The sequence below is a fragment of the Dactylosporangium vinaceum genome (genome assembly GCF_019904175.1).
Lineage (GTDB): Bacteria > Actinomycetota > Actinomycetes > Mycobacteriales > Micromonosporaceae > Dactylosporangium > Dactylosporangium vinaceum.
The window spans coordinates 2500899-2527263 of the sequence record NZ_CP061913.1; the positions used below are offsets into that span (position 1 = coordinate 2500899).

Annotated in this window: 25 protein-coding genes; 12 read left to right on the top strand and 13 right to left on the bottom strand. The window is 70.6% G+C overall.

Annotation, left to right across the window (positions count from 1 at the left end; translation table 11 throughout):
* Positions 1 to 213 precede the first annotated feature (213 nt).
* The 4 genes from Dvina_RS10940 to Dvina_RS10955 form a co-directional block, all read right to left on the bottom strand.
* A complete protein-coding gene (locus Dvina_RS10940; protein WP_223102340.1) occupies positions 214 to 567 on the bottom strand; it encodes a zinc finger domain-containing protein in 354 nt (117 codons plus the stop codon).
* A gap of 371 nt (positions 568 to 938) precedes the next feature.
* Entirely contained in the window at positions 939 to 2165 is a 1227-nt protein-coding gene (locus Dvina_RS10945; protein WP_223102341.1) for an RNA polymerase sigma factor, read from the bottom strand.
* Positions 2165 to 2539, bottom strand: a complete 375-nt coding sequence (locus Dvina_RS10950) for a YciI family protein (RefSeq protein WP_223102342.1) — start codon at positions 2537 to 2539, stop codon at positions 2165 to 2167. Before Dvina_RS10950 ends, Dvina_RS10945 begins: the two co-directional genes overlap by 1 nt.
* A 259-nt stretch (positions 2540 to 2798) precedes the next feature.
* Positions 2799 to 3884, bottom strand: coding sequence for an S-(hydroxymethyl)mycothiol dehydrogenase (locus Dvina_RS10955; protein ID WP_223102343.1), 1086 nt, complete (start codon positions 3882 to 3884; stop codon positions 2799 to 2801).
* 39 nt (positions 3885 to 3923) lie between these two features.
* Here Dvina_RS10955 and Dvina_RS10960 point away from each other — a divergent pair, with 39 nt between their 5' ends.
* Positions 3924 to 5555, top strand: a complete 1632-nt coding sequence (locus Dvina_RS10960; protein WP_223102344.1) for a RecQ family ATP-dependent DNA helicase — start codon at positions 3924 to 3926, stop codon at positions 5553 to 5555.
* On the opposite strand, the gene Dvina_RS10965 is transcribed toward Dvina_RS10960, so the two are convergent.
* The gene (locus tag Dvina_RS10965) at positions 5524 to 7854 is read right to left on the bottom strand and encodes a putative bifunctional diguanylate cyclase/phosphodiesterase (protein WP_223102345.1); all 2331 of its coding nucleotides are present in this window, start codon (positions 7852 to 7854) and stop codon (positions 5524 to 5526) included. The genes Dvina_RS10960 and Dvina_RS10965 overlap by 32 nt on opposite strands.
* Positions 7855 to 7961: 107 nt before the next feature.
* On the opposite strand from Dvina_RS10965, the gene Dvina_RS10970 reads away from it, so the two are divergent.
* From Dvina_RS10970 to Dvina_RS10985, 4 genes are all read left to right on the top strand, one after another.
* Entirely contained in the window at positions 7962 to 8978 is a 1017-nt protein-coding gene (locus tag Dvina_RS10970; RefSeq protein WP_246656147.1) for a glycosyltransferase family 4 protein, read from the top strand.
* A gap of 256 nt (positions 8979 to 9234) precedes the next feature.
* On the top strand, positions 9235 to 10560 hold the full coding sequence (locus Dvina_RS10975) for a tetratricopeptide repeat protein (protein ID WP_223102346.1): 1326 nt from the start codon (positions 9235 to 9237) through the stop codon (positions 10558 to 10560).
* A gap of 68 nt (positions 10561 to 10628) precedes the next feature.
* Positions 10629 to 11198, top strand: a complete 570-nt coding sequence (locus Dvina_RS10980; RefSeq protein ID WP_223102347.1) for a GtrA family protein — start codon at positions 10629 to 10631, stop codon at positions 11196 to 11198.
* Between the two features lie 418 nt (positions 11199 to 11616).
* Positions 11617 to 12372, top strand: coding sequence for a TetR/AcrR family transcriptional regulator (locus Dvina_RS10985; RefSeq protein ID WP_246656148.1), 756 nt, complete (start codon positions 11617 to 11619; stop codon positions 12370 to 12372).
* A 65-nt stretch (positions 12373 to 12437) separates the two neighbouring features.
* Here Dvina_RS10985 and Dvina_RS10990 read toward each other — a convergent pair whose 3' ends face one another.
* Positions 12438 to 13442: a GlxA family transcriptional regulator gene (locus Dvina_RS10990; protein WP_223102348.1), complete on the bottom strand. Its 1005-nt coding sequence runs from the start codon at positions 13440 to 13442 to the stop codon at positions 12438 to 12440.
* Positions 13443 to 13513: 71 nt separating this feature from the next.
* Between Dvina_RS10990 and Dvina_RS10995 the strand changes: the two genes are divergently transcribed.
* Positions 13514 to 14446 (top strand): NADP-dependent oxidoreductase, encoded by a 933-nt coding sequence (locus tag Dvina_RS10995; protein WP_223102349.1) that lies wholly within the window; start codon positions 13514 to 13516, stop codon positions 14444 to 14446.
* Between the two features lie 132 nt (positions 14447 to 14578).
* Here Dvina_RS10995 and Dvina_RS11000 read toward each other — a convergent pair whose 3' ends face one another.
* Together Dvina_RS11000 and Dvina_RS11005 are read right to left on the bottom strand one after the other, a co-directional pair.
* A complete protein-coding gene (locus Dvina_RS11000) occupies positions 14579 to 15868 on the bottom strand; it encodes a methyl-accepting chemotaxis protein (RefSeq protein WP_223102350.1) in 1290 nt (429 codons plus the stop codon).
* Between the two features lie 69 nt (positions 15869 to 15937).
* Complete coding sequence (locus Dvina_RS11005; protein ID WP_223102351.1) at positions 15938 to 16357, bottom strand: SSI family serine proteinase inhibitor; 420 nt, start codon at positions 16355 to 16357, stop codon at positions 15938 to 15940.
* Positions 16358 to 16513: 156 nt separating this feature from the next.
* Between Dvina_RS11005 and Dvina_RS11010 the strand changes: the two genes are divergently transcribed.
* The 3 genes from Dvina_RS11010 to Dvina_RS11020 all read left to right on the top strand — a co-directional run bounded on the left by Dvina_RS11010 (position 16514) and on the right by Dvina_RS11020 (position 18699).
* Positions 16514 to 17119 carry a MarR family winged helix-turn-helix transcriptional regulator gene (locus Dvina_RS11010; RefSeq protein ID WP_223102352.1) on the top strand — a complete coding sequence of 202 codons (606 nt, stop codon included), beginning with the start codon at positions 16514 to 16516 and terminating at the stop codon, positions 17117 to 17119.
* Positions 17120 to 17433: 314 nt separating this feature from the next.
* The gene (locus Dvina_RS11015) at positions 17434 to 17772 is read left to right on the top strand and encodes an STAS domain-containing protein (RefSeq protein ID WP_223102353.1); all 339 of its coding nucleotides are present in this window, start codon (positions 17434 to 17436) and stop codon (positions 17770 to 17772) included.
* A 495-nt stretch (positions 17773 to 18267) separates the two neighbouring features.
* Entirely contained in the window at positions 18268 to 18699 is a 432-nt protein-coding gene (locus Dvina_RS11020) for a nuclear transport factor 2 family protein (RefSeq protein WP_223102354.1), read from the top strand.
* 44 nt (positions 18700 to 18743) lie between these two features.
* Here the strand turns inward: Dvina_RS11020 and Dvina_RS11025 are convergent, their stop codons facing one another.
* Genes Dvina_RS11025 through Dvina_RS11035 form a run of 3 tightly spaced genes read right to left on the bottom strand, consistent with a single transcriptional unit; the run spans position 18744 to position 22807 of the window.
* Positions 18744 to 19955, bottom strand: coding sequence for an MFS transporter (locus Dvina_RS11025; RefSeq protein WP_223102355.1), 1212 nt, complete (start codon positions 19953 to 19955; stop codon positions 18744 to 18746).
* A gap of 30 nt (positions 19956 to 19985) precedes the next feature.
* Positions 19986 to 20813 (bottom strand): YhjD/YihY/BrkB family envelope integrity protein, encoded by an 828-nt coding sequence (locus Dvina_RS11030; RefSeq protein ID WP_223102356.1) that lies wholly within the window; start codon positions 20811 to 20813, stop codon positions 19986 to 19988.
* Complete coding sequence (locus tag Dvina_RS11035) at positions 20810 to 22807, bottom strand: anthranilate synthase family protein (RefSeq protein ID WP_343217156.1); 1998 nt, start codon at positions 22805 to 22807, stop codon at positions 20810 to 20812. Before Dvina_RS11035 ends, Dvina_RS11030 begins: the two co-directional genes overlap by 4 nt.
* On the opposite strand from Dvina_RS11035, the gene Dvina_RS54130 reads away from it, so the two are divergent.
* Positions 22800 to 23354 carry a collagen-like domain-containing protein gene (locus tag Dvina_RS54130; RefSeq protein ID WP_246656719.1) on the top strand — a complete coding sequence of 185 codons (555 nt, stop codon included), beginning with the start codon at positions 22800 to 22802 and terminating at the stop codon, positions 23352 to 23354. The two genes, Dvina_RS11035 and Dvina_RS54130, sit on opposite strands and share 8 nt — an antisense overlap.
* A gap of 102 nt (positions 23355 to 23456) precedes the next feature.
* On the opposite strand, the gene Dvina_RS11045 is transcribed toward Dvina_RS54130, so the two are convergent.
* Positions 23457 to 24425, bottom strand: coding sequence for an aldo/keto reductase (locus Dvina_RS11045; protein ID WP_223102359.1), 969 nt, complete (start codon positions 24423 to 24425; stop codon positions 23457 to 23459).
* Between Dvina_RS11045 and Dvina_RS11050 the strand changes: the two genes are divergently transcribed.
* Positions 24424 to 24858 carry a MerR family transcriptional regulator gene (locus Dvina_RS11050; RefSeq protein WP_223102360.1) on the top strand — a complete coding sequence of 145 codons (435 nt, stop codon included), beginning with the start codon at positions 24424 to 24426 and terminating at the stop codon, positions 24856 to 24858. The two genes, Dvina_RS11045 and Dvina_RS11050, sit on opposite strands and share 2 nt — an antisense overlap.
* Here the strand turns inward: Dvina_RS11050 and Dvina_RS11055 are convergent.
* A complete protein-coding gene (locus Dvina_RS11055; RefSeq protein WP_246656149.1) occupies positions 24819 to 25661 on the bottom strand; it encodes a hypothetical protein in 843 nt (280 codons plus the stop codon). The genes Dvina_RS11050 and Dvina_RS11055 overlap by 40 nt on opposite strands.
* A 110-nt stretch (positions 25662 to 25771) precedes the next feature.
* On the opposite strand from Dvina_RS11055, the gene Dvina_RS11060 reads away from it, so the two are divergent.
* Entirely contained in the window at positions 25772 to 26266 is a 495-nt protein-coding gene (locus Dvina_RS11060) for a hypothetical protein (protein ID WP_223102361.1), read from the top strand.
* The last annotated feature ends 99 nt before the right edge of the window (positions 26267 to 26365 follow it).

A 26365-nucleotide genomic window follows, 5' to 3' on the forward strand; every position in this document is an offset into this window, starting at 1 on the left:
TTGATACGTCGACGATATATCGGGAACCTATCGCCGACAACCCTTCCCGATAGTGACCCAAGCAACGTGGCACGCAACCCGACGCAACCGCCCAAACCCCCACCCACCGCACCCAGATGCACCAACCGGCGGACCGTTGCCCGCACCGCACACCACGCAACAAGCACAGACCAGGGCGCCCAGCGGACAGGGACGATGCGCACAACGGACAGCTCACGCACTGCGCACCGTACGGATGGCGCACCGCACGGATGGCGCACCGCGCAGATCGAGCACCGCGCAGATCGAGCACCGCACGGATGGCGCACCGCGCAGATCGAGCACCGCGCAGATCGAGCACCGCACGGATGGCGCACCGCGCAGATCGAGCACCGCGCAGATCGAGCACCGCACGGATGGCGCACCGCGCAGATCGAGCACCGCGCAGATCGAGCACCGCACGGATGGCGCACCGCGCAGATCGAGCACCGCGCAGATCGAGCACCGCAGGCGACGGACGGCGATGTTGCGCGCAGCGGGCAGTCTGCGCACCCAGCACTGCACGCGACGGACATCGACGATGCGCACGCCGGACACTGCACGCGGCGGACGATGTTCACGGTGAGCGCTGCGCACATCGGAAACTGCTCACACCGGCCAGTGCACGCGGCGGACGATGTTCACGGTGAGCGCTGCGCACACCGGAAACTGCTCACACTGGACACTGCGCGCGGCGGACATGGGCGATGCGCGCGGCGGACAGTTCGTGCATTCAGAAGCCCGCGCGCACCGAACACCCCACGCGACGGGCGAAGACGGTGTGCGCACCGGCATCTCGCGTACGAGCACTGCACGCGAGGCGGGGAAACGACGGGTGGTGGAAGGCGTCGGAGGTGGCGGGAAGCGACAGGAAGCGACGAAAGCGCCGGGCGAGGTGTGCGCGGCGAAGTCGGCAGGGGTCAGGGTAGGGCGGCGGCCTTGCGGAGGAGGACTGCGCGTTCGCGTTGGTTGGTGCAGAGGCGGGCGGCCAGCTCCAGTTCGGCGCGGGCCTCCAGGTGGCGGCCCAGGCGGGTCAAGAGTTCGCCGCGGACAGTCGGGACCAGATGCGAGCCCGGAAGGCGGTCCCTCGCTATCAGATCGTCCACAATGGACAGCGCGGCGGCCGGGCCCACGGCCATTGCCACGGCTACGGCGCGGTTCAGTTCGACCACCGGTGACGGTGCGACGCGGCCCAGGGCCTCGTACAGCACGACGATCCGGTCCCAGTCCGTTGCCTCGACGGTGGGCGCGGACGCGTGGGTGGCGGCGATCGCGGCCTGTAGACCGTACGGGCCCAGGCCGCGTGCTGAGGCCTTGACCAGGGCGGCCAAGCCGCGGTGGATCGCCGCGTGGTCCCAGCGCCGGCGGTCCTGGTCCTCCAGGAGGACCGGGGAGCCGTCGGGGGCGGTCCGGGCCGGGAAGCGGGCGGCGGTCAGTTCGAACAGGGCGAGCAGGCCGTGCACCTCCGGCTCGTCCGGCTGCAGTGCGGCAAGGGTGCGGGCCAGGCGGATCGCCTCGTACGCCACGTCGGTGCGCACCAGCCGGTCGCCCGACGTGGCCGTCGAGCCCTCGGTGAAGATGACGTACAGGACGCTCAGCACGCCGCCGAGGCGGGCGCGGCGCTCGTCGGGGGCCGGTAGCTCGAACGGGACGCCGGCCGCGGCGATCGTCTTCTTGGCCCGCGTGATGCGGGCCTGGACGGTCGGGACCGGTACGAGGAAGGCTCGTGCGATTTCCTCGCTGGACAGGCCGGCGACCACGCGCAGGGTCAGCGCGACCCGGGCCTCGCGGGAGAGGACCGGGTGGCAGCTGATGAACATGAGCGCGAGCACGTCGTCGTCGATCCGGTCGCTGTCGCTCGCCTCGTCGAACGACGGTGCGGCGTCGGGATCGGCGGCGAGCAGGGCGTAGCGGTCGTGCAGGGCGGCCCGGCGGCGGATCGCGTCGATCGCGCGCCGCCGGGCCGTGGCCATCAGCCAGCCGGCCGGGTTGGCCGGGGCGGCGGTGGGCCAGGACACGAGTGCCTCGGCCACCGCCTCCTGCGCCGCGTCTTCCGCCAGCCCGAAGTCCCCCGTGAACCGGGTCAGCGCCGCGACGATACGGGCCGACTCGATGCGCCAGACGGCTTCGACGTCGGCCGCACCCATCAGACGTCGCCGCCGAGCGGCTTCTCGTCGTCGCCGGCGACCCGGCGGACCTCGATCTTGGAGCCGCGGACCGACGGCACGCGCCTGGCCCACTCGACCGCCTCCTCCTTCGAGGCGACGTCGAGCAGGAAGTAGCCGCCGAACAGCTCCTTCGTCTCGCCGTACGGGCCGTCGGTGACGACTGGCGCCTCGCCGCTGAAGTCGACCACGACGCTGTTGTCCGCCGTGTCCAGACCCTCGGCCGCGAGGAACACGCCGGCCTTGACCAGCTCCTCGATGAAGGAAAATGTCCTGGGTGCCAGCTCCTCGAAGTTGGCCATGATGGCCTCGTTCGACTCGTCGGTGCCGCGCATGATGAGCATGTACTTCGACATCGCTGCGTCTCTCCTCGGATCGGCGAGGACCGCCGCTCGGCCCCGCGCACACCCCCTTGTCGAACGGCTGACCCGCGGATCGACAACGGCCCCAGAAATTTCCGGCGCGACCGGCAAAGTGATCTTGCCGGGCGTTTCGAAGGCATCTAATCCGGCAAATACCCCGTCAGGGTAAATGTCCGATATGTCGAGCGAAGCGCGGGCGAAGCGCCCGACATATCGATCCGCCCGACATATCGACCCGCCCGGCGCAGCGCGCTCAGAGCGTGATCACCGTGCGGAGGACCTCGCCGCGCTCCATCTTGTGGAAGGCGTCCTCCACGTCGCCGAGGGAGGCGGTCTCGGTCACGAACTTGTCCAGCGGCAGGCGGCCCTGCAGGTACAGGTCGACGAGCACGGGGAAGTCGCGGGAGGGCAGGCAGTCGCCGTACCAGCTGGACTTGAGCGCGCCGCCGCGGCCGAAGACCTCCAGGAACGGCAGGGTCAGCTGCATGTCGGGGCGGGGTACTCCCACCAGCACCACGGTGCCCGCCAGGTCGCGCGCGTAGAACGCCTGCTCGTACACCTGCGGCAGCCCGACCGCCTCGATGACCACGTCGGCGCCGAAGCCGCCGGTGAGCGACCTGATGGCCTCCACCGGGTCGGTGTCGCGGGAGTTGACGACGTGCGTGGCGCCGAACTCCTTCGCCCACTCGAGCTTCCGGTCGTCGAGGTCGACGCCGATGATCGTCGACGCGCCGGCCAGGCGGGCGCCGGCGATCGAGGCGTTGCCGACGCCGCCGCAGCCGAAGACGGCCACCGAGTCGCCGCGGCCCACGTTGCCGGTGTTGACGGCGGCGCCGATGCCGGCCATGACGCCGCAGCCGAGCAGGCCGGCGACGGTGGCCGGGGACTCGGGGTTGACCTTCGTGCACTGGCCGGCGGCGACGAGCGTGTGCTTGAGGAAGGCGCCGATGCCCAGGGCGGGGGAGAGGGGCGTGCCGTCCTTGAGCGTCATCTTCTGCTTGGCGTTGTGGGTGTTGAAGCAGTACCAGGGGCGGCCGCGCCGACAGGCCCGGCACTGCCCGCACACGGCCCGCCAGTTGAGGATCACGAAGTCGCCCGGGGCCACCTCGGTCACGCCGGGGCCGACCGACTCGACGACGCCGGCCGCCTCGTGGCCGAGCAGGAACGGGAAGTCGTCGTTGATGCCGCCTTCCCGGTAGTGCAGGTCGGTGTGGCAGACTCCGCAAGCCTGCACCTCGACGCGCGCTTCACCAGGCCCCGGCTCGGGTACAACGATGGTCTCCAGGCTTACGGGGCGGCCCTTGCCCAGGGCGACGACACCTTGCGTCTCGATTGGCATACCTGCCGTCCTATCAGAGAAAGTTGGTACTGAGGCGCCATGAGTGCGGAAGAACTGCGGCGGGTCGCGAGCGAGAGTTTCGGATGGGAGCGGCTGCGCGACGAGCAGCTGCGGGCCATGGAGGCCCTCATGGCCGGCCGGGACGCGCTCGCGGTGCTGCCGACCGGGGCCGGCAAGTCGGCGATCTACCAGGTGCCGGCGCCGCTGCTGCCGGGGCCGACGATCGTCGTCTCCCCACTGCTCGCGCTCCAGCAGGACCAGATCTCGTCGCTGACCGCGCGCAACCACGAGGACCTGGTCGCGGTCCGGCTCTCCTCCGCCGAGGGCAAGACGGAGCGCGAGGAGGCGCTGGAGTCGCTGCGCAAGGGCGACGCCGAGTTCGTGTTCCTGACGCCCGAGCAGTTCGCCGACCCGGCCCGGGTGGCCCAGATCAAGGCGCTCAAGCCGAGCCTGGTCGCGGTGGACGAGGCGCACTGCGTGTCGGCCTGGGGGCACGACTTCCGCCCGGACTACCTCCAGCTCGGCCAGTTCATCCGGGAGCTCGGCCGCCCGCCCATCGTCGCGCTTACCGCGACCGCCTCGCCGCCGGTGCGCGAGGACATCATCGACCGCCTTGGCCTGCGCGACCCCGAAGTCGTCGTCATGGGTCTGGACCGCCCCAATTTGTACCTCGAGTCGGTCCACTGCGCCGACGAGGAGATCCGCTACCGGCGCCTGGTCTCCCGGATTCAGGAGTCCGAGATGCCCGGCATCGTCTACGCCCCGACCCGCCGGGCCACCGAGGAGCTGGCCGAGCGCCTGTCCCAGGAGGGCCTGAAGGCCGTCGCGTACCACGGCGGGATGAGCGCGGGCGACCGGGAGCGGGCGCACGAGGCGTTCCTGGCCGACGAGGTCCCGATCATGGTCGCGACGACGGCGTTCGGCATGGGCATCGACAAGCCCAACATCCGCTGGGTCAACCACGTCTCCCTGCCCGACTCCCCGGACTCCTACCTGCAGGAGATCGGCCGCGCCGGACGCGACGGGCAACCGGCGCACGTCCTGCTGCTGCACCGTACCGAGGACACGGGTCTGCGGAAGTTCTTCAGCAACGTCTCCGTCGACAAGGAGGAGGTCGCCTCGCTCGCGGCGCTGCTGCGCTCGGCGAAGGAGCCACTGACCCGCGGCGAGCTGGAGGAGCAGACCGGGCTGGGGGAGCGCAAGCTCGGGCAGCTGCTCGGCCTGCTGGAGGAGGTCGGCGGCGCCCGCATGCTCCACGGCGGTAAGGTCAAGGCCCCGCGCTGGGCGCCGGCCCCGGCGAAGGCGGCCGAGCTGGTGGAGGCCCAGGCCGAGCGCCAGCAGACGGTCAGCCGGTCGCGGCTGGACATGATGCGCAACTTCGCCGAGACCCAGCAGTGCCGCGGGCGCACGCTGCTCGCGTACTTCGGGGAGCACCTCGAGGGCACGTGCGAGCACTGCGACAACTGCACCGACGGCAGCGCCGCGGAAGGGCTCGCGGCGGCCGACGAGGCGCCGTTCCCGATCCACGCCGAGGTCCGGCACGGGGAGTGGGGCAAGGGCGTGGTGCTGTCCTATGCGGGCGAGCAGATGACGGTGCTGTTCGAGCAGGTCGGGTACAAGACCCTGTCGGTCCCTGTCGTCAAGGAGCACCGGCTGCTGCGGAAGGTGTAGTCCCGCGCAGCACACCGCCGGACTCGGTGAGCACGGCGTCGAGGTCGGCCGCGGGCAGGGGCCGGGAGAAGTGGTACCCCTGCGCCTGCGGGCAGTCCAGCTGGCGCAGGCGCTCGGCCTGCTCCGGGGTCTCGACGGCCTCGGCGATCGACGACAGGTGCAGGCTGTTGCCGAGCTCGACGATCGCGCGGGTGAAGGCCAGCTCCTCGGCGACCTCGCCGCCGGGTGTGAACGCCCGGTCGATCTTGAGAATGTCGACGGGCAGGTGGCGCAGGTAGGACAGGGACGAGTAGCCGGTGCCGAAGTCGTCGACGGCGATGCGCACGCCCTCTGCGCGCAGCCGGAACAGCAGCTCCGTCACGTCGTCGGCTTCGGCCGACACCAGCACCGTCTCGGTGATCTCCAGGATCAGCGCCGCCCCGGGCAGCCCGGCCGCGTCGAGGGCGGCGATAACGGTGTCGGCGAAGTCGGCCTCGCGCAGCTGGCGGCCGGAGACGTTGACGGTGACCGAGATGCCGAACCTGTCGTACCACGCGCGCGCGTCCCGGCACGCCTGCTGCAGGACCCAGGCGCCGATGGGCACGATGAGCCCGTACTGCTCGGCGATGGGCACGAACTCCAGCGGCGGCACCGCGACGCCGCCGCGCGACCAGCGCAGGAGCGCCTCGACCGCCGTCACCCGCCCGGTGGCCAGGTCGACCACCGGCTGATAGTTGACGGTGAACTCCGCGTTGGCGATGGCCCGGCGCAGGTCGGCGGCGATGCGCATGTGCTCGGTGCGCTCCACGGCCAGCCGCTCCTCGTAGACGGCGAGGCGGTTCTTGCCGGCCTCCTTTGCCGCGTAGAGGGCCAGGTCGGCGTTGCGCAGCGCCTCCGACGGCGTCGTGGGGGCGGCGAACAGCAGGGAGCCGACGCTGGCGGTGACCGACAGCTCGCGCTCGTGCACGAGGAACGGCTGCCCGATGTCGTCGATCACCTGCCGGCCGGCCGCGGTGACCCGGGCCGCGTCGGCGTCCTCCATGAGGATCGCGAACTCGTCGCCGCCGAGGCGCGCGAGCGTGTCGGACGCCGCGACGACCCCGACCAGCCGGGCCGCCACCTCGATGAGCAGTGCGTCGCCGGTCGGGTGGCCGTACGAGTCGTTGACGTCCTTGAACCCGTCCAGATCGAGCAGCAGCAGGCCGTGCGTGGCGTGCGTGCGGGTGAGCGAATGTTCGAGCCGCTCCTGCAGCAGTGCGCGATTGCCCAGGCCGGTGAGCGCGTCGTGCAGTGCGCGGTGGGTCAGTTGCTGTCGCAACGCGTCCTGTTCGCGCAGCGCCTCGCCCAGCGCGACGGCGTGCGCGTCGAGCTCGGCGACGCGGCGGTTGGCGAAGCGGACGAGCTGGCTGAGCCGGGCGATGAGCAGGATCGACGTGACCACCGACGTGGCCAGGGGCACGAGCACCCACCAGCGCGACGGCAGCGGCCGCACGGCCAGCAGCATGGCGATGACGACGACCGGTCCGACAAGGGCAAGCACGGAGTACAGCCAGACCCGGTGGCGGGGGATGACCAGCTGCGAACGCTCGGGCCGGCCCGCCGCGGCGGCCATCGACGGGTGGAGTGCGGCCGTGCCGATCAGGGTGTACGCGCACAGGTACAGCGACGTCGACGCGCTGTCCCCGCCCGGCCGGCCCGTCCACGCGAGCGCGGCGTAGTAGACGACGTCGCCGGCGATGACCGTGGTGATCGCCGAGGACACCAGCGCGTGTGCGGGGCTGCGCACGCTCGCGGTGAACATCATGCGCGCCGTGAGCACCACGAGCGCAAGATCGATCGAAATGTACGTCACGTGGCTGATCGCCGGCCCGGCGTCCACATGCCGCACGAACAGCAGCGGGTGCACGATGAACGTCCAGGCGAGCACGGCCACGCCGGAGGCGACGATCCCCGAGTCGATGAACCGCTCGGCGCGCGGCCGCGCCGGGTCCGGGCGCACCCAGCGCAGCGTGCCGAGGGCCATGCAGACGTACGAGCCCAGGTACGGCAGGTCCTTCCAGCCGGGTGTCGTCGAATGCCCGGTGATCGTGTACTGCAGGGCGTAGACGACAGCCGCGCCCACCGAGCACCAGAGCCCGGCCGCGAAGTACGCCCAGCTGCGGCGCTCCTCGGGCCGGAACCGGCGCACACCGGCGGTCACCGCGATCGCGGCCGCAACCCCGATGAGCGTGTACAGTCCCTGCCGCGCGAGTACCGGCAGGAACCCTCCGGCGGCGACGGCCCCGAGCCCGAGGCCCGCGTACCAGCGCCATCCGGCCATGGTCTCCCCACGCTTGCCGTTTTGTCCGTTATGTTCATCAGGTGGTATCGGCAGTTCGGGCATTTTCGTGAGGATTCGCGCGGGAGCGTGCGGGTAGGGAGCGCGACATGACGGTTGGCCCGATGAAGGTCGCGCTGCTCGGACCCATCGCGTGGCGTACGCCCCCGCGGGCCTACGGACCCTGGGAGCAGGTCGTGTCGCTGCTGGCCGAGGGCCTGGTCGCCCGCGGCGTCGACGTCACGCTCTTCGCGAGCCTCGACTCGGTGACCACGGCCCGCCTCGACGGCGTCGTCGCGCACCCCTACAACGAGGACGGCTCCTACGACGGGCGGGTCTGGGAGGCGATCCACATCGCGCACTGCTACCGGCGCAGCGCGGAGTTCGACATCGTGCACAACAACCTCGACTGGCTGCCGTTGGCGATGAGCGATTTCTGCGGTACCCGCCTGCTGACGACGGTCCACGGATTCTGCTCGACAGCCATTCTCCCGGCCTATCAGCGCGCCCGGTCGCAGTACGTGTCCATATCCGACGCCGATCGCGGCCCCGGCCTCGACTACGCCGCGACGATCTACCACGGCATCGACGTGGCGCAGTTCCCGTTCCGCGCGGAGGCGGGCGAGACCCTCGTCGCGTTCGGGCGCATCCACCCCGACAAGGGCACCGCGGAGGCCGTGAAGATCGCCCGCGCGACCGGCCGCCGCCTGCTGATCTGCGGCCCCGTGCACGACGAGGTGTACCACGCCGAGCAGGTGCTGCCCCACATCGACGGCGAGCAGATCGTCTACGGGGGCAACGTCGGCCCCGCGGAGCGCGCCGAGATCCTGGGCTCGGCCGCCGCCTTGCTGCACCCGATCGGGTTCGCCGAGCCGTTCGGGCTGTCGGTCGTGGAGGCGATGGCCTGCGGTACCCCCGTCATCGCCTATCCGCTCGGCTCGATGCCCGAGATCGTCGACGAGGGTGTCACCGGGTATCTCGCCCCGGACGCCTTCAGCGCGGCCGCGGTGCTCGACGACGCGCTGAAGCTGGACCGGGCCCGGGTCCGCGCCCGCGCGCTGGAGCGCTTCTCGGCCGACCGCATGGTGGACGACTACCTGGCCCTCTACCAGCGGATGCTCGGCTGATTCGGGCCCTCGGTCCGGTGCGGCTGCCCGCGGGGCGGGGCCGAACCGGGTTGGGCGAATTCCCTTAAGGCCCCGAGGTTCCGGCCGAACCTTGGAAGTGTGCGGCGCCCGCGGCTTGACGCGGTAACGCGGACGGCTCGGCTCCGGCAGCGACGTGGCAGGCTGCCGGAGCCGATGCCATCGCCGAATCTTTGCGTGATCGAAGTCTGGCGTTGGGTCACCGGCATCCCTAAGCTCTCGGGAGCGGAGGGATGCTGTGAGTGCTGTCGATGTCACCGAGAGTTTGGACGCGATCGAGCGGCTCGTCGTCGGCTGGGACTTCCCGGGAGCCCGCGCCGAGGTCCAGCGGTTGCTCGACGAGCCCGGTCTGTCCGACGACGACCGGCTGACCGCCCGCCGGCTGCTGGCCGAGGTGCTGCGCGAGCTGGGGGAGCTCGACGCCGCCTACGACCTCGCCGAGGCGGTCGCCGCCCAGGCCGAGCGCCGCTACGGCCAGATCGACCCGCGCACGGTCCACGCCGTGGCCGTGCTCGCCGCGGTGCGCCACGACCACGACGAGTGGGACGAGGCCGAGCGGCTGTACCACCGGGTGCTCGACAGCGGCATCGACGAGGACGGCACCGATCCCTGCTGCCGCGCCGTGCGCCTGGCCCGGGTCAACCTGGCCCTCCTCCAGCGCGACCGCGGCGAGACGGGCCTGGCGCTGGCGATGCTGAACGCGGCGTACGTCATCCACCGCCGCGAGTACGGCGCGGAGGACCTCGACACCATTCGCATCGCGGCGGAGCTGGCGGCGTTGCAGTACCAGAGCGGCGATGTTCTGCAGGCTCGTCGACTGTTCACGCTCGCGCATGCGGCGGCGCGGGCGCGGCTCGGGACCCGGCATCCGTTCACGAAGGCGGTCGAGTGGGAGCTGGCCGCCGTCGAACCGCCCATGCCGTCCGCGCCGATCTCGGTGATCCCGACGCCGGTGGTGGTCGACCCCGTGGTGCCGCCGCCCGCTCCTGCGCCTCGCTCGGCTCCACCTCCCGCGGCCTCCTCGCCTCCTCCGGGCCCGGCGCCTGTTTCGCCCTCGCCTTCCGCGGCCTCCTCGTCTTCTTCGGCCTCCTCGCCTTCGTCGGCGCGCGTGATGTGGCCGTTGATCTCGCTGGTGGCCGTGCTGGTGGTCGGGGCTGGGGTGACGGCCGGCTTCCTCCTTCTGCGGGACGGTTCGCCGCCGAGCGCTCCGCCGGTCGCCGCACCGGGCGCTTCAGTGGCCGTCTTACCGGCGACGGCGTCGACGGTCGGAGGGGGAGATTTGTCTGGGGGGTCGGAAGTGCCGGCGTTCGTGGTGCGTGACCTGAAGGTCCAGCCGGGCGGGCGTGAGCTGGTCGTCACCTGGGCCGCACTGCCGGTAAGCGTCGTGGTGGCCCTCTCGCGCGCCGGTGCGCCGGCGACGGTGCTGGGGACGGTGCCGCCGGGCACGTCACGCTACGTGGTGAAGGACATCGACCCGGCCGGCGCATACTGCGTCGTGTTAGGACCGGTCAACGAGACGGTGAACATCGCACCGGCGACGTCAGCGTGCACGTCCGGTCGCTGACAGTTTCGCATGAAGATTCCGTGACGCAGGCGCGCGTATCGCAAGGTTGGCCGGGTATAGTCGCCGCGATGCGGCTTACAGACCGGACCCTCAATCTGCTGCCGAGGCAAGTAGCGGAGCTGCTGCGGAAGAAGCGCGAGACGGTGAAGTTCATCATCGTCGGCGGTCTTTGCTACGTGGTCAGCCTGGTCCTCAACTACGGCCTCCGGTTCACGGTCTTCGAGGAGAAGCCGGTCACCGCGCTGACGATCGCCAATGTCGTGGCCACGGTGGTCTCGTACTTCCTCAACCGCGAGTGGTCCTTCCGCACCCGCGGCGGCCGCCGCCGCCACCACGAAATGCTCCTCTTCTTCGTGGCCAACGGCATCGGCGTCATCCTGAACTCGGCTCCGCTGTGGGTGGCGCAGTACGTGTTCGGCCTGCACAAGCCGAACATCAGCGCCGCCGCCGAGGAACTGTCGGACTTCATCTTCGGCATGGTCATCGGCGTCGCCGTGGCCATGGTCTTCCGCCTGTGGGCCTACCGCGTCTGGGTCTTCCCCCACGACGACGTCCGCCCGGCCCCGAAGCGCTACGAACCCCCGGTCCAGGCCGGCGCGGTCCCGGCCCCGAGTGCCTCAGACGCCTCGAACGCGTAACTTTCGCCCTTCTGCACCGCCCGTCTCGCACTGTTTCAAGCGCGACTCAGGGATACGCGCAGCTCACCGCCCCGCTTGTTTCGGTGTGCTCTTGCGGCGACGAAATCTCGGGCGCTGCGCGTCGCGACATTTCGGACTTATACCCCGACGGCGTTTATATCCGTTACGCGGGTTTTAGGAGCTTCGATGCGGATGCGGATAGGGCTATTGCACGCACGGCCATCCGCATACGAAAGATCGCTCGCTCGGCATCGCGCGGTGCGAACGACGAGCGAGGTGGTGCCGTCGACGACCGTGGTGCGGACGACGACCGTGGTGCGGACGACGAGTCCCGGCCCGCGGCGGAGTGAGCTACCACCAGCCCGTCCGTAGCGCGGCAGATCGCGGGGGCGCAGTTCAACGTCCGTAGAATGGCCCGATGCCCACCCGTGCCGAGCAGCGCCGCAACACCGAGGCCCGGATCCTGGAAGCGGCCAAGCGCATGTTCGCCGACGTCGGCTACGAACGGACCACCATCCGCGCCGTCGCCGCCGCCGCCGGTGTCGACGCCGGGCTGGTCATGCACTACTTCGGCTCGAAGGTCGAGCTGTTCACGCAGGCCGCGGAGCTGCGGGCCGAGCCGGCCCCGTCCGGCGCACCCGACGAGGTGGCCGAACAACTGCTCGCCTCACTGGCCCGGCGGCTGCGCGACGAGCCGGTCGGGTCACTGGCCGTGCTGCGCTCCATGCTCACCCACGACGGCGCCGAAGAGGGCTTGCGCGCCGCCGCCGCCCCCCGGCTGGACAGCCTGACGAGCGCAATCGGCGGCGACGACGCCCAGCTCCGGGCCGGCATCATCGGCGCGATCACCCACGGCATCCTGATCGAGCGCTACCTCCTGAAGCTCGGCGGCCTCGAAACCGCCGACCCCGACGCCATCATCGACCTCCTCCGCCCGGTCTTCCACCGCCTGACCGGCGCCGACCCGCACCCGAACCCGCAACCACCGGACCCCACCGCTCCAACCCCAGCCGCGCCAAGCCCATCTGGCCCCGGCGCACCCGCTCCATCCCCAACCGCCCTCAGCCCGTCTGCCCCAGGCTCGACCGCTTCAGGCCCGACCGCGCCAAGCCCATCTGCCCCGGGCGCGTCAGCCCCGGATGAGGCTGATTCCCGAAAGGCCACACCGAGATAAGGCCGCTCCTGCCCCGGCCGGTCACGACCCCCCAAGCACGCGGGGGAGCAGGCGTCACTCGTAACTCAGCCGGCCGGAATCGAGCGCTCCTGCCGGCCCGAGCGAAACGTCGACCGATAAGCCATAGGCGAGACGCCCAGGTTGGTGTGCAGATGCAGCCGCAGTGAGGCCCCGGTCCCGAAGCCCGCGGAAGCGGCCACCCGATCGACCGGCCAGTCGGTGGTCTCCAGCAGCTTCCGCGCATACGCCACCCGCTGAGCGGTCACCCACTGCAACGGCGTCAACCCGACCTCCCCGCGGAACCGGCGGCTGAACGTGCGCACGCTCATCCGCGCCCGCCCGGCCAAAGCGGCAAGTGTCAGCGGTTCGTGCAGCCGCTCCAACGCCCACTCCCGCACCTCCGCCGTCCCCGCCGACTCGGACGACGGCACAGGCTGCTCGACGTACTGCGCCTGCCCCCCATCGCGCCACGGCGGAACGATGCACAGGCGGGCGACCCGGTTCGCCACCTCGCTGCCGTGGTCGCGGCGGACAAGGTGCAGGCACAGGTCCACGCCCGCGGCCACCCCGGCCGCGGTGAGCACGTCACCGTCGTCCACGAACAGGACGTCCGGGCGCAGTTCGACGTCAGGGAATGCGGCCCGGAACTGCTCGGCGCGGTTCCAGTGGGTCGTGGCCGGGCGTCCGTCGAGGCGACCGGCGGCGGCGAGGGCGAACGCGGCCGTGCACATCGACACGATGCGCACACCTGGCGCGACCCGGGCGAGCGCGTCCTTGAGCGAGGCGGGCAGCCACTGATCGCCGGAGTCGTCGGAGCAGCCCACGAACGGCGGGATGACGACGGTGTCGGCCGTGGACAGCAGCTCCGGGCCGTGCTCGACAGCCACCGCGAAGTCGGCATCCGTGCGCACCGTGCCGGGGCCGGGTCCGGCGTGCACCCCGCAGGTGAGCACCTCGTACAGCGGGGTGCCGTCCGGCGCTCCCGCGGTACCGAAGATGCGTTTGGGAATGGTCATCTCGAACGGATAGACGCCGTCGACCGCCAGCACGACGACACGGTGAGCAGGCATGGCCGGATTTTTTCACATGTTGGCGATCCAGCCACTCGAGCGACCGGACACAAACGGACACGATCGTGCACATGAAAGCGATCGCTCAGGACATGTTCGGCGGCCCGGAAGTGCTGCACGTTGTCGACAAGGACCAGCCCACGGCCGGATTCGCGCAAGTCCTCGTGCACGTTCGTGCAACAAGCGTCAACCCGACCGACTTCTGGCACCGCGCGAGCGGCGGGCTCCAAGGCCGGATCGTCCCGCTCGGCTGGGACGTGTCGGGCGTGGTCGCGGCGATCGGCCCCGGCGTGACGCTGTTCGCACCCGGCGACGAGGTGTTCGGCATGCCGCGCCAGCCGGAGCCGGCCGGGACGTACGCCGAGTTCGTCGTCTCCCCCGCCCGCCACCTGGCCCGCAAGCCGGCCGCGCTGTCACACGAGGAGGCGGCCGCCCTACCGCTCGTGGCGCTCACCGCCTGGCAGGCGCTCGTCGACGTGGCCGAGGTCCAGCCCGGCCAGCGGGTGCTCGTCCACGCCGCCGCCGGCGGAGTCGGCCACGTCGCGGTGCAGATTGCCAAGGCACTCGGCGCCGAGGTGATCGGCACGGCAAGCGCACCCAAGCACGCATTCGTCCGCGCACTCGGCGCCGACCGGGTCGTGGACTACCGGGCCGAGGACTTCGCGGACGTGGTCGCGGACGTCGACGTCGTCATCGACCCGATCGGCGGCGACTACGGCCCGAGATCGCTGCGCACACTGCGGCCCGGCGGCATCGTGGTCTCGCTGGCGTCCCCGGCCGAGACCGCGCTGACCCCCATCGCCGCGGCTCAGGGCCGCCGCGCCCGGTTCATGGTCGTCGAGGCCGACCGCGCCGGCATGCTCGCGATCGCCGACCTGGTCGAACGCGGGCTGCTGCGCCCACACCTGGACACGGTGCTCCCGCTCAACGAGGCCGCGAAGGCGCACGAGCTGGGCGAGCGAGGCACCACAACCGGCAAGATCGTGCTCACGACCGAGCCGTGAAACGACAAACGCCGACGCCGCAACTGACGACCGCGACACAAAGCGACAAACGCCGCTGCCCGCAGCACGTGATCAGCGCGTGAAACGACAAGCAGCACGTGATCAGCGCGTGAAACGACAAACGGCGGCGGCTCACGACTGATGCGCGGTAGCGCTCACCTTCTCCGCCGCCGCCGCCACAGAACTGCGCGTCGTCGCGGCCAGGCTCGTCTGTTCGTGCAGAGACGCGGCCACCTCCCGCTGCGCGGTGGCCACCGTCCCGAGCCGATCGGCAACGCCCCCCACGGCCCCGGCCGCGGCGGTGGCCCCGGCCACCACCTGCCCGACCGTCGCCTCGATCCGGCTCGTCGCGGCGGCGGTCTGCGCGGCCAGCTCCTTGACCTCGTTGGCCACCACGCCGAACCCCTTGCCGGCCTCACCCGCCCGGGCGGCCTCGATCGTGGCGTTCAACGCGAGCAGCTTCGTCTGATCGGCCACCGCCTGAATGAGCCCCGCAACCGTCGCGATATCGGCGATCGCGGTCTCCAGCTCACCGATGACCGTGCGCGCATGGTTCGAGTCGGTGAGCGCGGCCTCCACATCGTGCACGGCACCCTGCACGGTGGTGTTCATTCCGGCCAGAGCCGACTCGAAGGACTCCATCGCCGAGCCGGCCTCCGCACCCAGACGCACACCGGCGTCGGCCACATCGGCGAGCACGGTCTCCAGGCGCCGGCCGAGCTGCTCACTGCGCGCAACCTGCTCAGCGGCGTTCGCGGCGGCCTGCTCCTCGCGCGCCGTCGCGCCGTCGGCCGCCGCCCGCAGCTGCTCCTGGTTCTCGACGGCCAGGCGCTCCCGCGCGATGTCGGCCTCCGCCTCGGCGACGGCCGCGAACCGCCAGTACGCCAGCTGCGTCAGACACATGCCCACAACGAACACGATGTGCAGCAGCGAGAACCAGACCGGGTGGGCCCGGGCGAGCGGCGTGGAGTACACCATCCACGGCATGGTCATGCCGATGGCCAGATGGTGCACCCCCACCAGCAGCACACCTAGAAAGAGCGGAAGCCAGTCCTGGTACAGGCTCACCAGCCCCACCACCAGGAAAAAGTGGAAGTGCAGGTCGGTGAGCCCGTTCCCGGCGTGCACGAGCGCCATGGCGCCCAGCAGCAGGCCGATGGACACGGCCACCGACCCGCCCCGCCGCGTCCGGGCCATCCCGCCGGCCATTGCGCACAGCAGCACACCCGCGTTGAAGCACCAGATCAGCCACGCCTCACCGTGCGCGTGCGCGCCGACGACGCTGTGGCCGGTGAGGATGCTGACGACCACGAGTACGGGAAGGTGCAGCCACAGCACAGCGGTCAGCGCGCGGTGCCGCGAACGGTACGCGGCGTCGCTGAGCCTGACCTTCGGCATGAGCCAGGAGAGCACTCCGGGCATGTTCAGCCCCCAAAACGGTCGGATCTGCCCTGCTCATCGGCAGCCGCCCGGCCGTCTGTAGGCCGCCGCTCAGAAGCTGAACACGGCGCCCGTGGTCGTGCTGAGCGTGCACGCGTTGCCGAACGTGTGCCGGTACGCGACCTTGCGCCCCTTCCAGCGGCCGCTCGCGGTCACCGTCACCGGGTCCCACTGGTCGGTGCAGACGCCTCCGGCCAGCTGGAGCCGGTCGAACCGCCCGCCGACCTTGGCCAGCTCCACGCACGCGGTGCGGGCCTGCTTGTGGCTGCCGCCGGCCGGCTGGCAGGTCAGCGACGCGCGCTGCTGCGCCGGCGCCGTCGACTCGCCCTTGGCCACGGTCAACACGAGCCGGGTCGTGCGCGCGTTCGCCGCCACGGTGGCCGCCGTGGCCGCCCCGGACCCCGCCGCCTCCACCGCACCGACCGCCGCCAGCAGCACCGCCGCCGACGTGATGGCCCGCGTTACACCCATTTGCTACCTCCACTGCAACCGAACTTGGTGCGCAGAGCGTACGCCGATTTGCCCGAATTGTAGGCAAAAACTGACATGTGCCGGGAGGTTGTTTTTCGCGTCGCCGCCCCTGTTGATCGACGTGCGGAGTTAATGTGGGCCACTGGAGGTAGCCCAGTGCCGATGGAAGCGCAGGCCCAGAAGCTCGTCGCCGGCTTGGTCCGGGTGGCCGTCATGGCCCCCGTCGACGGCCCGGCACCCGCGCACGGCCTGCCCCCGGCCCACCGGCAGATCATGCTGCTGCTCGGCCGCCGCGAACGCGAATACCGCCTCTCCGACCTCGCCGCCGAGCTTGGCTCGACGGTAGCGGCGACGATGGCCCTGCTCTCACCCTTGATCGCCGACGGCCTGGTCGAGATGCGCCCGGCCCCGTCCTACGCCGCCCGCGACATGAGCGTCGCCGCCACCGATCGCGGCCTGTCGATGACGCCCGCCCCGGCCAACTGGGCCGACCAGCTGCTCTCCGAGGTCGACGGCCTGTCCGAGAGCCAGCAGGCCCGCCTCCTGCGGATGGTCACCGCCCGGATCGGCCTGCTGCAACAGCAGGGCAGCATCCCGGTCACCCGCATGTGCGTGTCGTGCCGCTTCTTCGACGGCTACCGCCACCCCGGAACCGAGACCCCGCACCACTGCTGGTTCGTCGACGCCCCGTTCGGCTACCGCGAACTGCGCCTGCACTGCCCCGACCACATCCCCGGCGAGCCCCCGAAACCGGCTTTCTGAAAACCGGCCACACATCAAAAGCCGGAACCAAAAGCCACAAGCAAAATGCACAAGCCTCAAGCCGAGGATTCCGAGGCCGCTTCGCTCCCGCCCCGGGTGGGGGGCTCCCGCCCCCATGAGCCCCCTGCGAAGCCCGCACGCTCCGTACGCGCCCCCAAACCCGGGTTACAACACGCTCCGTGCAAGATCTTGCACCACCGGCCGATGCGGTGTGCCGTCCCGCACGCACCGGTGAACCTTGGCACGCCGCCCGCTGCGCCCGGCGGGAAGTGCTCTTATGCTGTTCGCGTGACAGCCTGGGGCACACCATGAGCATGTCGGTGACCACCAACGTGATGATGGACGGATCGACAGTACTCTCCGTCCGCGGCGAGATCGATCACAGTAACGCGGCCACGCTGCGTCAAGAAATCGTCTCCGCCGCCACCGACCGCCGCCCAAGCTCTTTACGCGTAGACCTGGGCCTCGTGACATTTCTGGACTCAGCAGCAGTAGGCGCCCTCGTAGCCGCCCAACGCGAGTCCGGCGCCGAGGGCGTCCGAGTAGTCATCTGGCGAGCCAGCCCCTTCGTAACCCGCCAACTCCAAATAGCCGGCGTCCACGAACTCCTGGGCGTCCCCACAGAACCAGACGCCGACCACATCGCCTACTGACCCCCTCCGGCCCTCCGCCCCGCCATCTCCGCACAAACCGCCACGCCTCCGCAACCTCTCACTCTCGCAACCGCCACTTCGCACCGCACCCCTCGCGACAGCCACTTCCGCAACCGCACCCTCGCAACCTCGCCCCTCGCGACCGCCACCTCTCGCGACCGCCAGGGCGCGGCGGGAGGGCAGGACGCGCCGGGAGTCCAGACGGACTTTCGCGCAACCGCTCCCTCTCGCAACCGCCACCTCCCGTAGAGACCGCCGCGCTGCGCACAACCGCCTTCTCGTGCACGGACCGCCACTTCCGCGCACCGGACGCAGCTCACACGGGCCCTGGGTCGCTCGGTGCCTCCCGCGCCCCCTGCATCGGTCCTCGGCCACTCGTGCCCCGGCACGCCTGGAGTGCCGCAACTTCCCAACGGTCGCGAAGCGACGAGCAAAAGCCACGAGTTCGTTCAACGACCGTTGACCGACGCGCTCGGCTCGTTCTACGCTCGTTGAATGAACACTCATGAGGAAACGCTGACGGCTCGGCAGGTTGTCGAGCGAGTGCTCGATGTGGGCCGAAGGCAAGACGCCGAGGCGTTCGTCGAGCTCCTGGCCGACGATGCTGTGATCGAGTGGCCGTACCGGCCGGAGGGTGTGCCCGGGCGGCTGCAAGGGCGGGGCGAGATCCGGGCGTTCATGCAGCGAACGGCGCGGTCGCTCGTGAGCTTCGACGAGTACCGCGAAATCGTCATGCACGAAACGGCGGACCCCGAGGTCGTCATCGTCGAGTATGAGGTGCTCGGACGCGTCACCAGGACCGGCGAACCGTTCCGGCAGACCGTGATCGCGGTGATCCGCGTCCAGGGCGGGCTCGTCGTGTCCTACCGCGACTACATCAATCCACTCCCGCTCATGGCCGTGCTGGCCGCCGCGAACGAGAGCTGACTCGCCGGCTCCGCGGCCGCCCTGGTGCGCGCCGCGAGCGGGAGCTAGTTCGCTACGTCCGCGGGTGGCGTGTGGGTGCGGAACGCGGGTGCCAGGACCACGATGCCGGCGGCCAGGACGGCCGGGATCACGAACGCCCAGCGCAGCGACAGGCTCTCCGCCACCGCGCCGATCAGACCGGCGCCGACGATGAAGCCGACGTAGTTGAACAGGTTGACGCGCGCGATCGCGATGCCCGTGCCGGCCGGGTCCAGGCGGCCCGCGGCGGAGAACGACTGGGGGACGACCAGGGAAAGGCCCAGGCCGACGACGGCGAAACCGGCGATGCTCAGCGCCGGCGTACTCGACACCGCGACCAGGATCAGCCCCAGCCCGCCGACCACCCCGCCGACCGAGACCACCGCAGTGGGACTGAAGCGGCTGACGAGACGGTCGCCCGCAGTACGACCCAAGAGCATTGTCGTCTGGTACGCGGCCAGGCCCAGCGCGGCGACGCTCGTCCCCGCGTGCAGGGCCTTCTCGATGAAGACGGAGCTCCAGTTGGAGACGGCCGAGTCGGCGATGAACATGAGCATCATCGCGATGCCGATCAGCACGATCGGGCGCCACGGGATGTTCGCCTCGACCGCGGCCTGGGTGGCGGCCGGGGTCTCCAGCGCCTCCTCGGACCGGCGGAGCTGGCCCCGGCCGGCGATCACGGCCAGGATCGCGCCGATGACGGCGACCGTGGCCAGGGATTCGCCGATCGACCAGTGCAGCCGGGCGGTGCCGGACGTGGCGAGGGCACCGAGGATGGCACCCGCGCTCCAGACGGCGTGGAAGGAGTTGAGGACCGGGCGGCCGTAGCGCCGCTCGACGCCCACACCCTGCATGTTCATCGTGGCGTCGACCAGGCCCAGCATGAAGCCGACGAATACCAGCGCGAGGTACAAGTGCCAGCGCTCGGCGGCGAAGCCGGTCAACGCGATGGCCAGCGCTACGCCGGGCCCGCCGACCCGCAGCACGGGTGAGCTGCCGAACCGGGTGCTCAGCAGGCCCGCGACCACGCTGCCGACGCCGGACACGACAGGCACGGCGAGCAGGACCAGCGACAGCTGCGTGTCGTCGAACCCGAACTTCCTCTGCAGCGTGGCGACCTGCGTGAGGAGCCCGGCGAAGCAGAAGCCCTGCACGAGGTACGCGCCGGCGACCGCGATCCGGGCGCGGCGGTCCCGCGGGCCGACCTCGTAGCTCGCCGTGGCCGAGAGCTGATCCACTGGCCGGCTCCCCGATGAAGAGAAGTGAAATTAATTCGGAAGCATTGCCGACCGTGCGGCCTTGCGCAAGAGCACCATACGGTGTGCCTGGACCGTCGCGGCGTACCCGACGAGCGTCAGCAGGTGAAAGAGGTACAGCCACAGCGCAACGGCCACTGTCGCGCCGACGCCGTCGAGCCCGCCGAACGGCGTGCCCAGGTTCAGCGGCAGCGCCCAGAACAGCACGAACCCGTGCGCGAACCCTGACACATTGGCGGCCGTGAACGAGCCGACCGCCGTGGTGACCGCCCAGCTGGGGCGCAGGGGTGCGATCAGGCGGTACACGAGGATGACCACCGGGCTCAGGCACAGCCAGAGGATCAGGAAGCTCCCGATCACCGCCCACACCGCCGCCCCGCCGCCCGCGCGCAGGTGCCGGGCCGGCCCACCGAGCGCCGCCAGTAGGGCGAGGACGAGGACCGGCCCGCAGGCGAGCAGCGGCAGGACGAGCAGCCGGCCCAGCCACCCCGTCGTCGCGCCCCCGGCCTCCCCGGACAGCGACCCAAGCCCGCGCCGGAGCCCCTCGCCGTAGAGCGTGGCCGGCACGAGCGCGACGAACGTCAGCCACCACGACATGCCGAGGCCCGCATCGAGCAGCACATCGGCCCCGGCCGCCATGCGCTCGGGCATGGCGGCCACCACCGGTTCGGCCAGGTGGCGCACCCGCGCATCCCCGACCAGCGCCGCCGCCAGCCGCAGCACGAGCAGCCCGACCGGCACGACCGCGATCCCGCCGTAAAAGGTGATCGCGGCCGCGTGCAGATTGAGGTCGCGCCCGCGGAAGAACCGCCCCACCAGCCGCGCAAAACGAACGATCACTCCGGTGACGTACCCACCTGAGCGCTCAACAGAACTGTCAGAAATTGCCGGAGCAGCTCGAGCCCGTCATAACTGAGCACCGACTCGGGGTGAAACTGCACGCTCACGAACGACCGCCCCCGCAGCGCATGCACATCCCCGTTCTCCGCATCGAACGCCACCTCGACCGGACCGTACCCGGTGTCAAACACCGCCCGCTCGCGCACAGCCCCTTCCCGCACACCGACGGCCACACCCCCTTCGTGCACCCCGGCGGGCACAGTCCGTTCGCGCACGACGGCCGCGTGTGCGGTTGTCGGGGTTGCGTGTTCGTGCACGTCGGTTGGGTGCGCGGTTGTCGCGATTGAGCGTTCGTGCACGGCGGCCGCGTGTGCGGTTGTCGGGGTTACGCGTTCGTGCACGGCGGCTGCATGCGCGGTTGTCGCGATTGAGCGTTCGTGGGTCGCGGTGAATGTCGAGTAGAAGCCGACCTGTGTGCGAGTGCCGAATAGGTCGATCTCGCGCTGCATGCCCTGGTACGGCTCGGCCTTGCGGCGCAGCGGCAGTCCCAGCAGGCCGGCCGTGAGCTGGTGGCTCAGGCAGATCGCCAGCATGGGGCGGCCGCTTTCGAGCAGGCCGGACACGATGTGGCGCATGCGGGCGATTTTCGGATCGTCGAGCTGGCGCGGGTCACCCGGGCCGGGGCCGGGGATGACGAGGTCGAACTCCTGGTCGGGGATTTCGCTGTCGTGCCGCACCAGCGTCGTCGAAAGGCCCAGCACGCGCAGTTGATGCACGAGCATGCCGGTGAACGTGTCCTCCGCGTCGATGATGAGCGCGTGGCGGCCGGTCAGTGCCGGATCGGCCGCCATACCGTCGCGGGGCTGCAGCCAGAACGGTGCCAGGGAGACGTTCCGGGCCACCAGGGCCGCCTGCACCTCCGGGTCCGACACCAGCGTAGCGGCGGCCGGCGTGTCTACCGGGGACGGGGTGGTGCCCAGGCCGAGTGCTCGCAGTACAGCCGCCGCTTTGGTGTGTGTCTCGCGCACCTCACCCTCCGGTGTGCTGTGCCGGACGAGCGTTGCACCCACCGGAACGCGGATGTGTCCGGCGGTGTCGATTTCGGCGGTGCGGATCAGGATGGGCGCGTCGAGCGTCGGCCGGCCCTCCGTGTCGCGGCCGAGCAGGGCCAGGACGGCACCGTAGTATCCGCGGCCGCGGTGTTCGTGGCGGGCGATGACCCGGCAGGCGTTCTCGAGCGGGCTGCCGACCACCGTGGGCGCGAACATCGTTTCGCGCAGCACGTCGCGCACGTCGCGGGAGCCGCGGCCGGCGAGCAGATACTCGGTGTGGACGAGGTGGGTCATCTCCTTGAGGTACGGGCCGATGACCTGGCCGCCCAGGTCGGCGACGGTGGCCATCATCTTGAGCTCCTCGTCGAGCACCATGGACAGCTCGTCGATCTCCTTGCGGTCGGCGAGGAACTCCAGGACGGCCGGCTTGGACGGCGCGCCGCGCAGGGTGCCGCTGATCGGGTTCATCATGACCAGTCCGTCGTCGACGCTGACGTGTCGTTCCGGGGTGGCGCCGACGAGCGTTCGTTCACCGGTGTGCACGACGAACGTCCAATATGCGCCACGTTCGCGTGTCAGCAGGCGGCGGAAGACGGTGAGCGCGGCGGTCATGGCGTCGCCCTGCAACGACGCCTCGAACACGCGGTGGATGACGAAGTTGGAGCCCTCGCCGCGGCCGATCTCTTCGCGCAGGACGGTATCGACGATCGACGCGTACTCGTCGTCGCTGATGTCGAAATGTGTATCCTCGAGCGCGATCGCGGTGTCCGGCAGCTGCGCGAGCATGTCGGCAACGGACACCTCACGCCGCTCGGCGATGTGCAGCACGGACAGCGGCGCGCCGTCGTCGATGCAGTCGAATGCACGTTCGCGCACCTGGCGAAACGGCACGAGCGCGAGGCACTCGTCCGGGATCTGCGCGAGCGTGTCGACGGTGGACACCGGCCCGGTGAGCACTTCGACGAAGTCGCGGCCCTCGCGGCGCAACAACGCGAACGGCGAACCCAATGCGAACGACGAACCGAACGCCGACAGCGAACCCGAAGCAGGCAGCGAACCCGCCGCGGACATCGAACTCAACGCGGACGGTGAACCCGACGCGGACGGTGAACCCGACGCAGATGGCGAACCGGGCGTGGACGGTGAACCGGGGGTGGACGGTGAACCAGGTGCGGGTGGTGAATCGGGCGCAGATGGCGAACTCGACGCGGACGCTGAACCAGGCGTGGGCAGCAAGCCGGGCGCGGCCGGCGAACTCAGCGTGGACGGTGAGCCGAGTTTGGACGGCGTAAGCGGCGAGTCCAGCTTGGACGGCGTGGACGGAGAAGTCGACGCGTGCGGCGAATCGGGCGTGGACGGCGAACTCGACGCGGGCGGCGCGTCGGGTGTGGACGGCGGGTTCATGGGGCTTCTCCTCGGAGGTCGGGAGGCGGCCTCCGGGGGTGCCCGGGAAATGCGAAGCGGCCGCCTCGAAGGGCGGCCGCGGTAGTCATCGCGCGGAAGTGGGCCGCCTGGTCAGGCGGGCCACCAACTCGTCATGCGCGCGGTCACGGGCAGAGCGTACGGGATGTCCGCCCGCCCGCGCCAGCGTTCACTTGTTCAGGGAGCCCATTTCGGCGTACCGGGCGCCGGCCACGTTGCGGCCGATCGAGAGCTTCTCGATGGCGGCGAGGTCGTCGGCGGTGAGTTGGACGTCGAGTGCTGCCGCGTTCTGCTCCAGATAGGTGCGGCGCTTGGTGCCGGGGATCGGGACGATGTCGTCGCCCTGGGCCAGTACCCAGGCCAGGGCCAGCTGGGCGGGGGTTGCGCCCTTCGCCGCGGCGATCTGCTGCACCTCGGCGACCAGATCGAGGTTCTTCTGGAAGTTCTCGCCCTGGAAGCGCGGGTTCGTGGCCCGGAAGTCGTCGGCGCCGAACTGCGAAGGGCTGGTGATCTCGCCGCTGAGGAAGCCGCGGCCGAGCGGGCTGTACGCGACCAGGCCGATGCCGAGCTCCCGGAACAGCGGGATGATCTCGTCGTCGGGCTCGCGGGTCCACAGCGAGTACTCGTACTGCCCGGCGGTGATCGGGTGCACCGCGTGGGCCCGGCGGACGCTGTCCGGTGACGCCTCGGAGATGCCGAGGTGGCGGACCTTGCCCGCGGCGACCGCTTCGGCCAGCGCGCCCCAGGTCTCCTCGACGGGCACGGCGGGGTCGACGCGGTGCTGGTAGTAGAGGTCGATGTGGTCAACGCCGAGGCGCTGCAGCGACGCGTCGACGGCCTGCCGGACGTACTCGGGCCGGCCGTTGATGCGCCGTGTCCCGCCGTCGCGCTGGATGCCGAACTTGGTGGCCAGCACGACCTCGTCGCGGCGGCCGGCGATGGCCCGGCCGACGAGTTGTTCGTTGGTGAACGGACCGTACATGTCGGCGGTGTCGAGCAGTGTCACGCCCAGGTCGAGCGCGCGATGGATGGTGGCGACGGACTCGGCGTCGTCGCCCGGGCCGTAGAACTCGCTCATGCCCATGCAGCCGAGGCCGAGCGCGGATGTCGTCAGTGAACCGAGGTTTCTGTTCTGCATGCCACCCACGTTGCCCCTTCGAGCGCGCTCGAAGTCAAATACAGTCACACGTGTGGAGAGTTACACGATCGCCGAGGCGTCCGAACGCACAGGCCTCACTGCGCACACGTTGCGCTATTACGAGCGAGCCGGACTGCTGGCGCCGCCTTCAAGAGCGACAAGCGGGCATCGGAGGTACTCCGAGCAGGATCTCGGCATGCTGCGGATCCTGACCCGGCTCAAGGCGACGGGCATGTCGATCGCGGAGATGCGCCGCTACGCGGAGCTGTGCCGGGTCGGCCCGCAGACGTACAGCACCCGGAGGGAGATGCTGGAGGAGCATCGCCAGCAGGTGCTGGACCGCATCGCCGCGCTGCAGACCGACCTCGAGCTCATCGAATCCAAGATCAAACACTACGCCGAGGGTGACACGCGGGATTTGGCCAGCCCGTAGAGGCACACGAGCGCCGCCAGCACCATCGGCGTGCCGTCGCGGATGAGGCCGTCCGCGCCCAACAGCAGGTAGCACAGGGTCGGCTGGACCAGCAGTACAAATGCGGAAATGCAGCCGAGAAGCGTCCGCGCCCAGCTGTGCCCGAACAGGGTGACGAAGCTGATGATGCCGGTGACCAGGCCGATCACCAGGCCCAGGACGAACCACGACACGACGAGCGGCACCGAGATCTCCGGGCGCAGCCGGGGAGTCGAGAACAGCGAGCCGAGCGCGACGAGGCACGGCACGAACATCAGCGCCGAGTACGACAGCGCCGCCACCCGCGACGTCAACACCCACGGCGGAACCGGCCGGCGCGGCCGGCGCCGGGTCAGGTGCTCGTCGATGCCGGGGGAGCGGAACAGCATCCACACCACCGCCGCGCACAGCGTGCCGACGATGACGAGTCCGGCCAGCACCGGCACCCGCGGCAGGAAATCGCCCTCCTTGGGCTGCACGAGCCGTGCGGAAGCGAACACCGTGGTGACGGCGAGGATCAGGCCAAGCGGCCGGGCGGTGAGCCGGCCGAACCGCACCTCGCGCATCAGGAACAGGAACCCGAGCGCGCGCAGCACCGCCCAGAACGTGCGCACACCGAGCCCGAACCCGGCCTCGGCCGAGTACTGCAGGTTGACCGCATCCACGGCCACCGTCGCCACCGCGGTGAGCAGCATCAACCGCCGCAGCCGCCGGCTGGCCGGAGTGGGCGCGGGCGCCCGCTCGAACCGCACGAAGTCGCCGAGTGAGCGCCCTTCGCCGGTCATGAATCCGCACGCTACTGCATGAGCGCGCACAGCGCCCGCCGACGACGACCAGCCGATGACATTCGGCGCCGGCGCCGCGGGTTTCGGCTCGGCTGCACGAACAGTCGCAGGTGCGCAATGACCCGAATCGTGCTCGCGAACTGCGCCTCGGACCGGTCCTCGTAACCTGCACCTGCGACGCGACGTGCGACGTGCGCGTGAACGCGACGTGCGACGTGTGCGTGCGACGACGCGCCGCGACGTGTGCGTGCGACGACGCGCCGCGACGTGCGCGTGCGACGACGCGCCGCGACGTGCGCCTGCGCCGCGATGTGCGCCTGCGCCGCGATGTGCGCCTGCGCCGCGATGTGCGCCTGCGCCGCGATGTGCGCCTGCGCCGCGATGTGCGCCTGCGCCGCGACGTGCGCTGCGACTCGACGTGCGACGTGCGCCTGCTAACTGTGCGAACCGTCCAGTCACGCGGGCAGTTGCTGCGCGCAGTGTCCACTTGTGCTCGCAAGACGCGCGAATTGGTCCGTATGCGCGGACGGTTGCAGTGCATGGTGTCGAGATGTGCTCGCAAGATGCGCGGGCTGGTCCATATGCGCAGACGGGCCGGAGCGTGATGCGTCGCGGTGCTCGCATGGTGCGCGAAACAGTTCGTTTGTGCGGACGAGACACTGGTGCGCACTGTCGCGTGACGCCCCTGGGTGCGCGAACTGGTG

What these genes read in the sequence shown, in the direction of transcription:
- Dvina_RS10945 (WP_223102341.1), bottom strand. Translation starts at nt 2,165, where the DNA reads ATGGGTGCGGCCGACGTCGAAGCCGTCTGGCGCATCGAGTCGGCCCGT.
- Dvina_RS10950 (WP_223102342.1), bottom strand. Translation starts at nt 2,539, where the DNA reads ATGTCGAAGTACATGCTCATCATGCGCGGCACCGACGAGTCGAACGAG.
- Dvina_RS10955 (WP_223102343.1), bottom strand. Translation starts at nt 3,884, where the DNA reads ATGCCAATCGAGACGCAAGGTGTCGTCGCCCTGGGCAAGGGCCGCCCC.
- Dvina_RS10960 (WP_223102344.1), top strand. Translation starts at nt 3,924, where the DNA reads ATGAGTGCGGAAGAACTGCGGCGGGTCGCGAGCGAGAGTTTCGGATGG.
- Dvina_RS10965 (WP_223102345.1), bottom strand. Translation starts at nt 7,854, where the DNA reads ATGGCCGGATGGCGCTGGTACGCGGGCCTCGGGCTCGGGGCCGTCGCC.
- Dvina_RS10970 (WP_246656147.1), top strand. Translation starts at nt 7,962, where the DNA reads ATGACGGTTGGCCCGATGAAGGTCGCGCTGCTCGGACCCATCGCGTGG.
- Dvina_RS10980 (WP_223102347.1), top strand. Translation starts at nt 10,629, where the DNA reads ATGCGGCTTACAGACCGGACCCTCAATCTGCTGCCGAGGCAAGTAGCG.
- Dvina_RS10985 (WP_246656148.1), top strand. Translation starts at nt 11,617, where the DNA reads ATGCCCACCCGTGCCGAGCAGCGCCGCAACACCGAGGCCCGGATCCTG.
- Dvina_RS10990 (WP_223102348.1), bottom strand. Translation starts at nt 13,442, where the DNA reads ATGCCTGCTCACCGTGTCGTCGTGCTGGCGGTCGACGGCGTCTATCCG.
- Dvina_RS10995 (WP_223102349.1), top strand. Translation starts at nt 13,514, where the DNA reads ATGAAAGCGATCGCTCAGGACATGTTCGGCGGCCCGGAAGTGCTGCAC.
- Dvina_RS11000 (WP_223102350.1), bottom strand. Translation starts at nt 15,868, where the DNA reads ATGCCCGGAGTGCTCTCCTGGCTCATGCCGAAGGTCAGGCTCAGCGAC.
- Dvina_RS11005 (WP_223102351.1), bottom strand. Translation starts at nt 16,357, where the DNA reads ATGGGTGTAACGCGGGCCATCACGTCGGCGGCGGTGCTGCTGGCGGCG.
- Dvina_RS11015 (WP_223102353.1), top strand. Translation starts at nt 17,434, where the DNA reads ATGTCGGTGACCACCAACGTGATGATGGACGGATCGACAGTACTCTCC.
- Dvina_RS11020 (WP_223102354.1), top strand. Translation starts at nt 18,268, where the DNA reads ATGAACACTCATGAGGAAACGCTGACGGCTCGGCAGGTTGTCGAGCGA.
- Dvina_RS11050 (WP_223102360.1), top strand. Translation starts at nt 24,424, where the DNA reads ATGCCACCCACGTTGCCCCTTCGAGCGCGCTCGAAGTCAAATACAGTC.
- Dvina_RS11045 (WP_223102359.1), bottom strand. Translation starts at nt 24,425, where the DNA reads ATGCAGAACAGAAACCTCGGTTCACTGACGACATCCGCGCTCGGCCTC.
- Dvina_RS11055 (WP_246656149.1), bottom strand. Translation starts at nt 25,661, where the DNA reads ATGACCGGCGAAGGGCGCTCACTCGGCGACTTCGTGCGGTTCGAGCGG.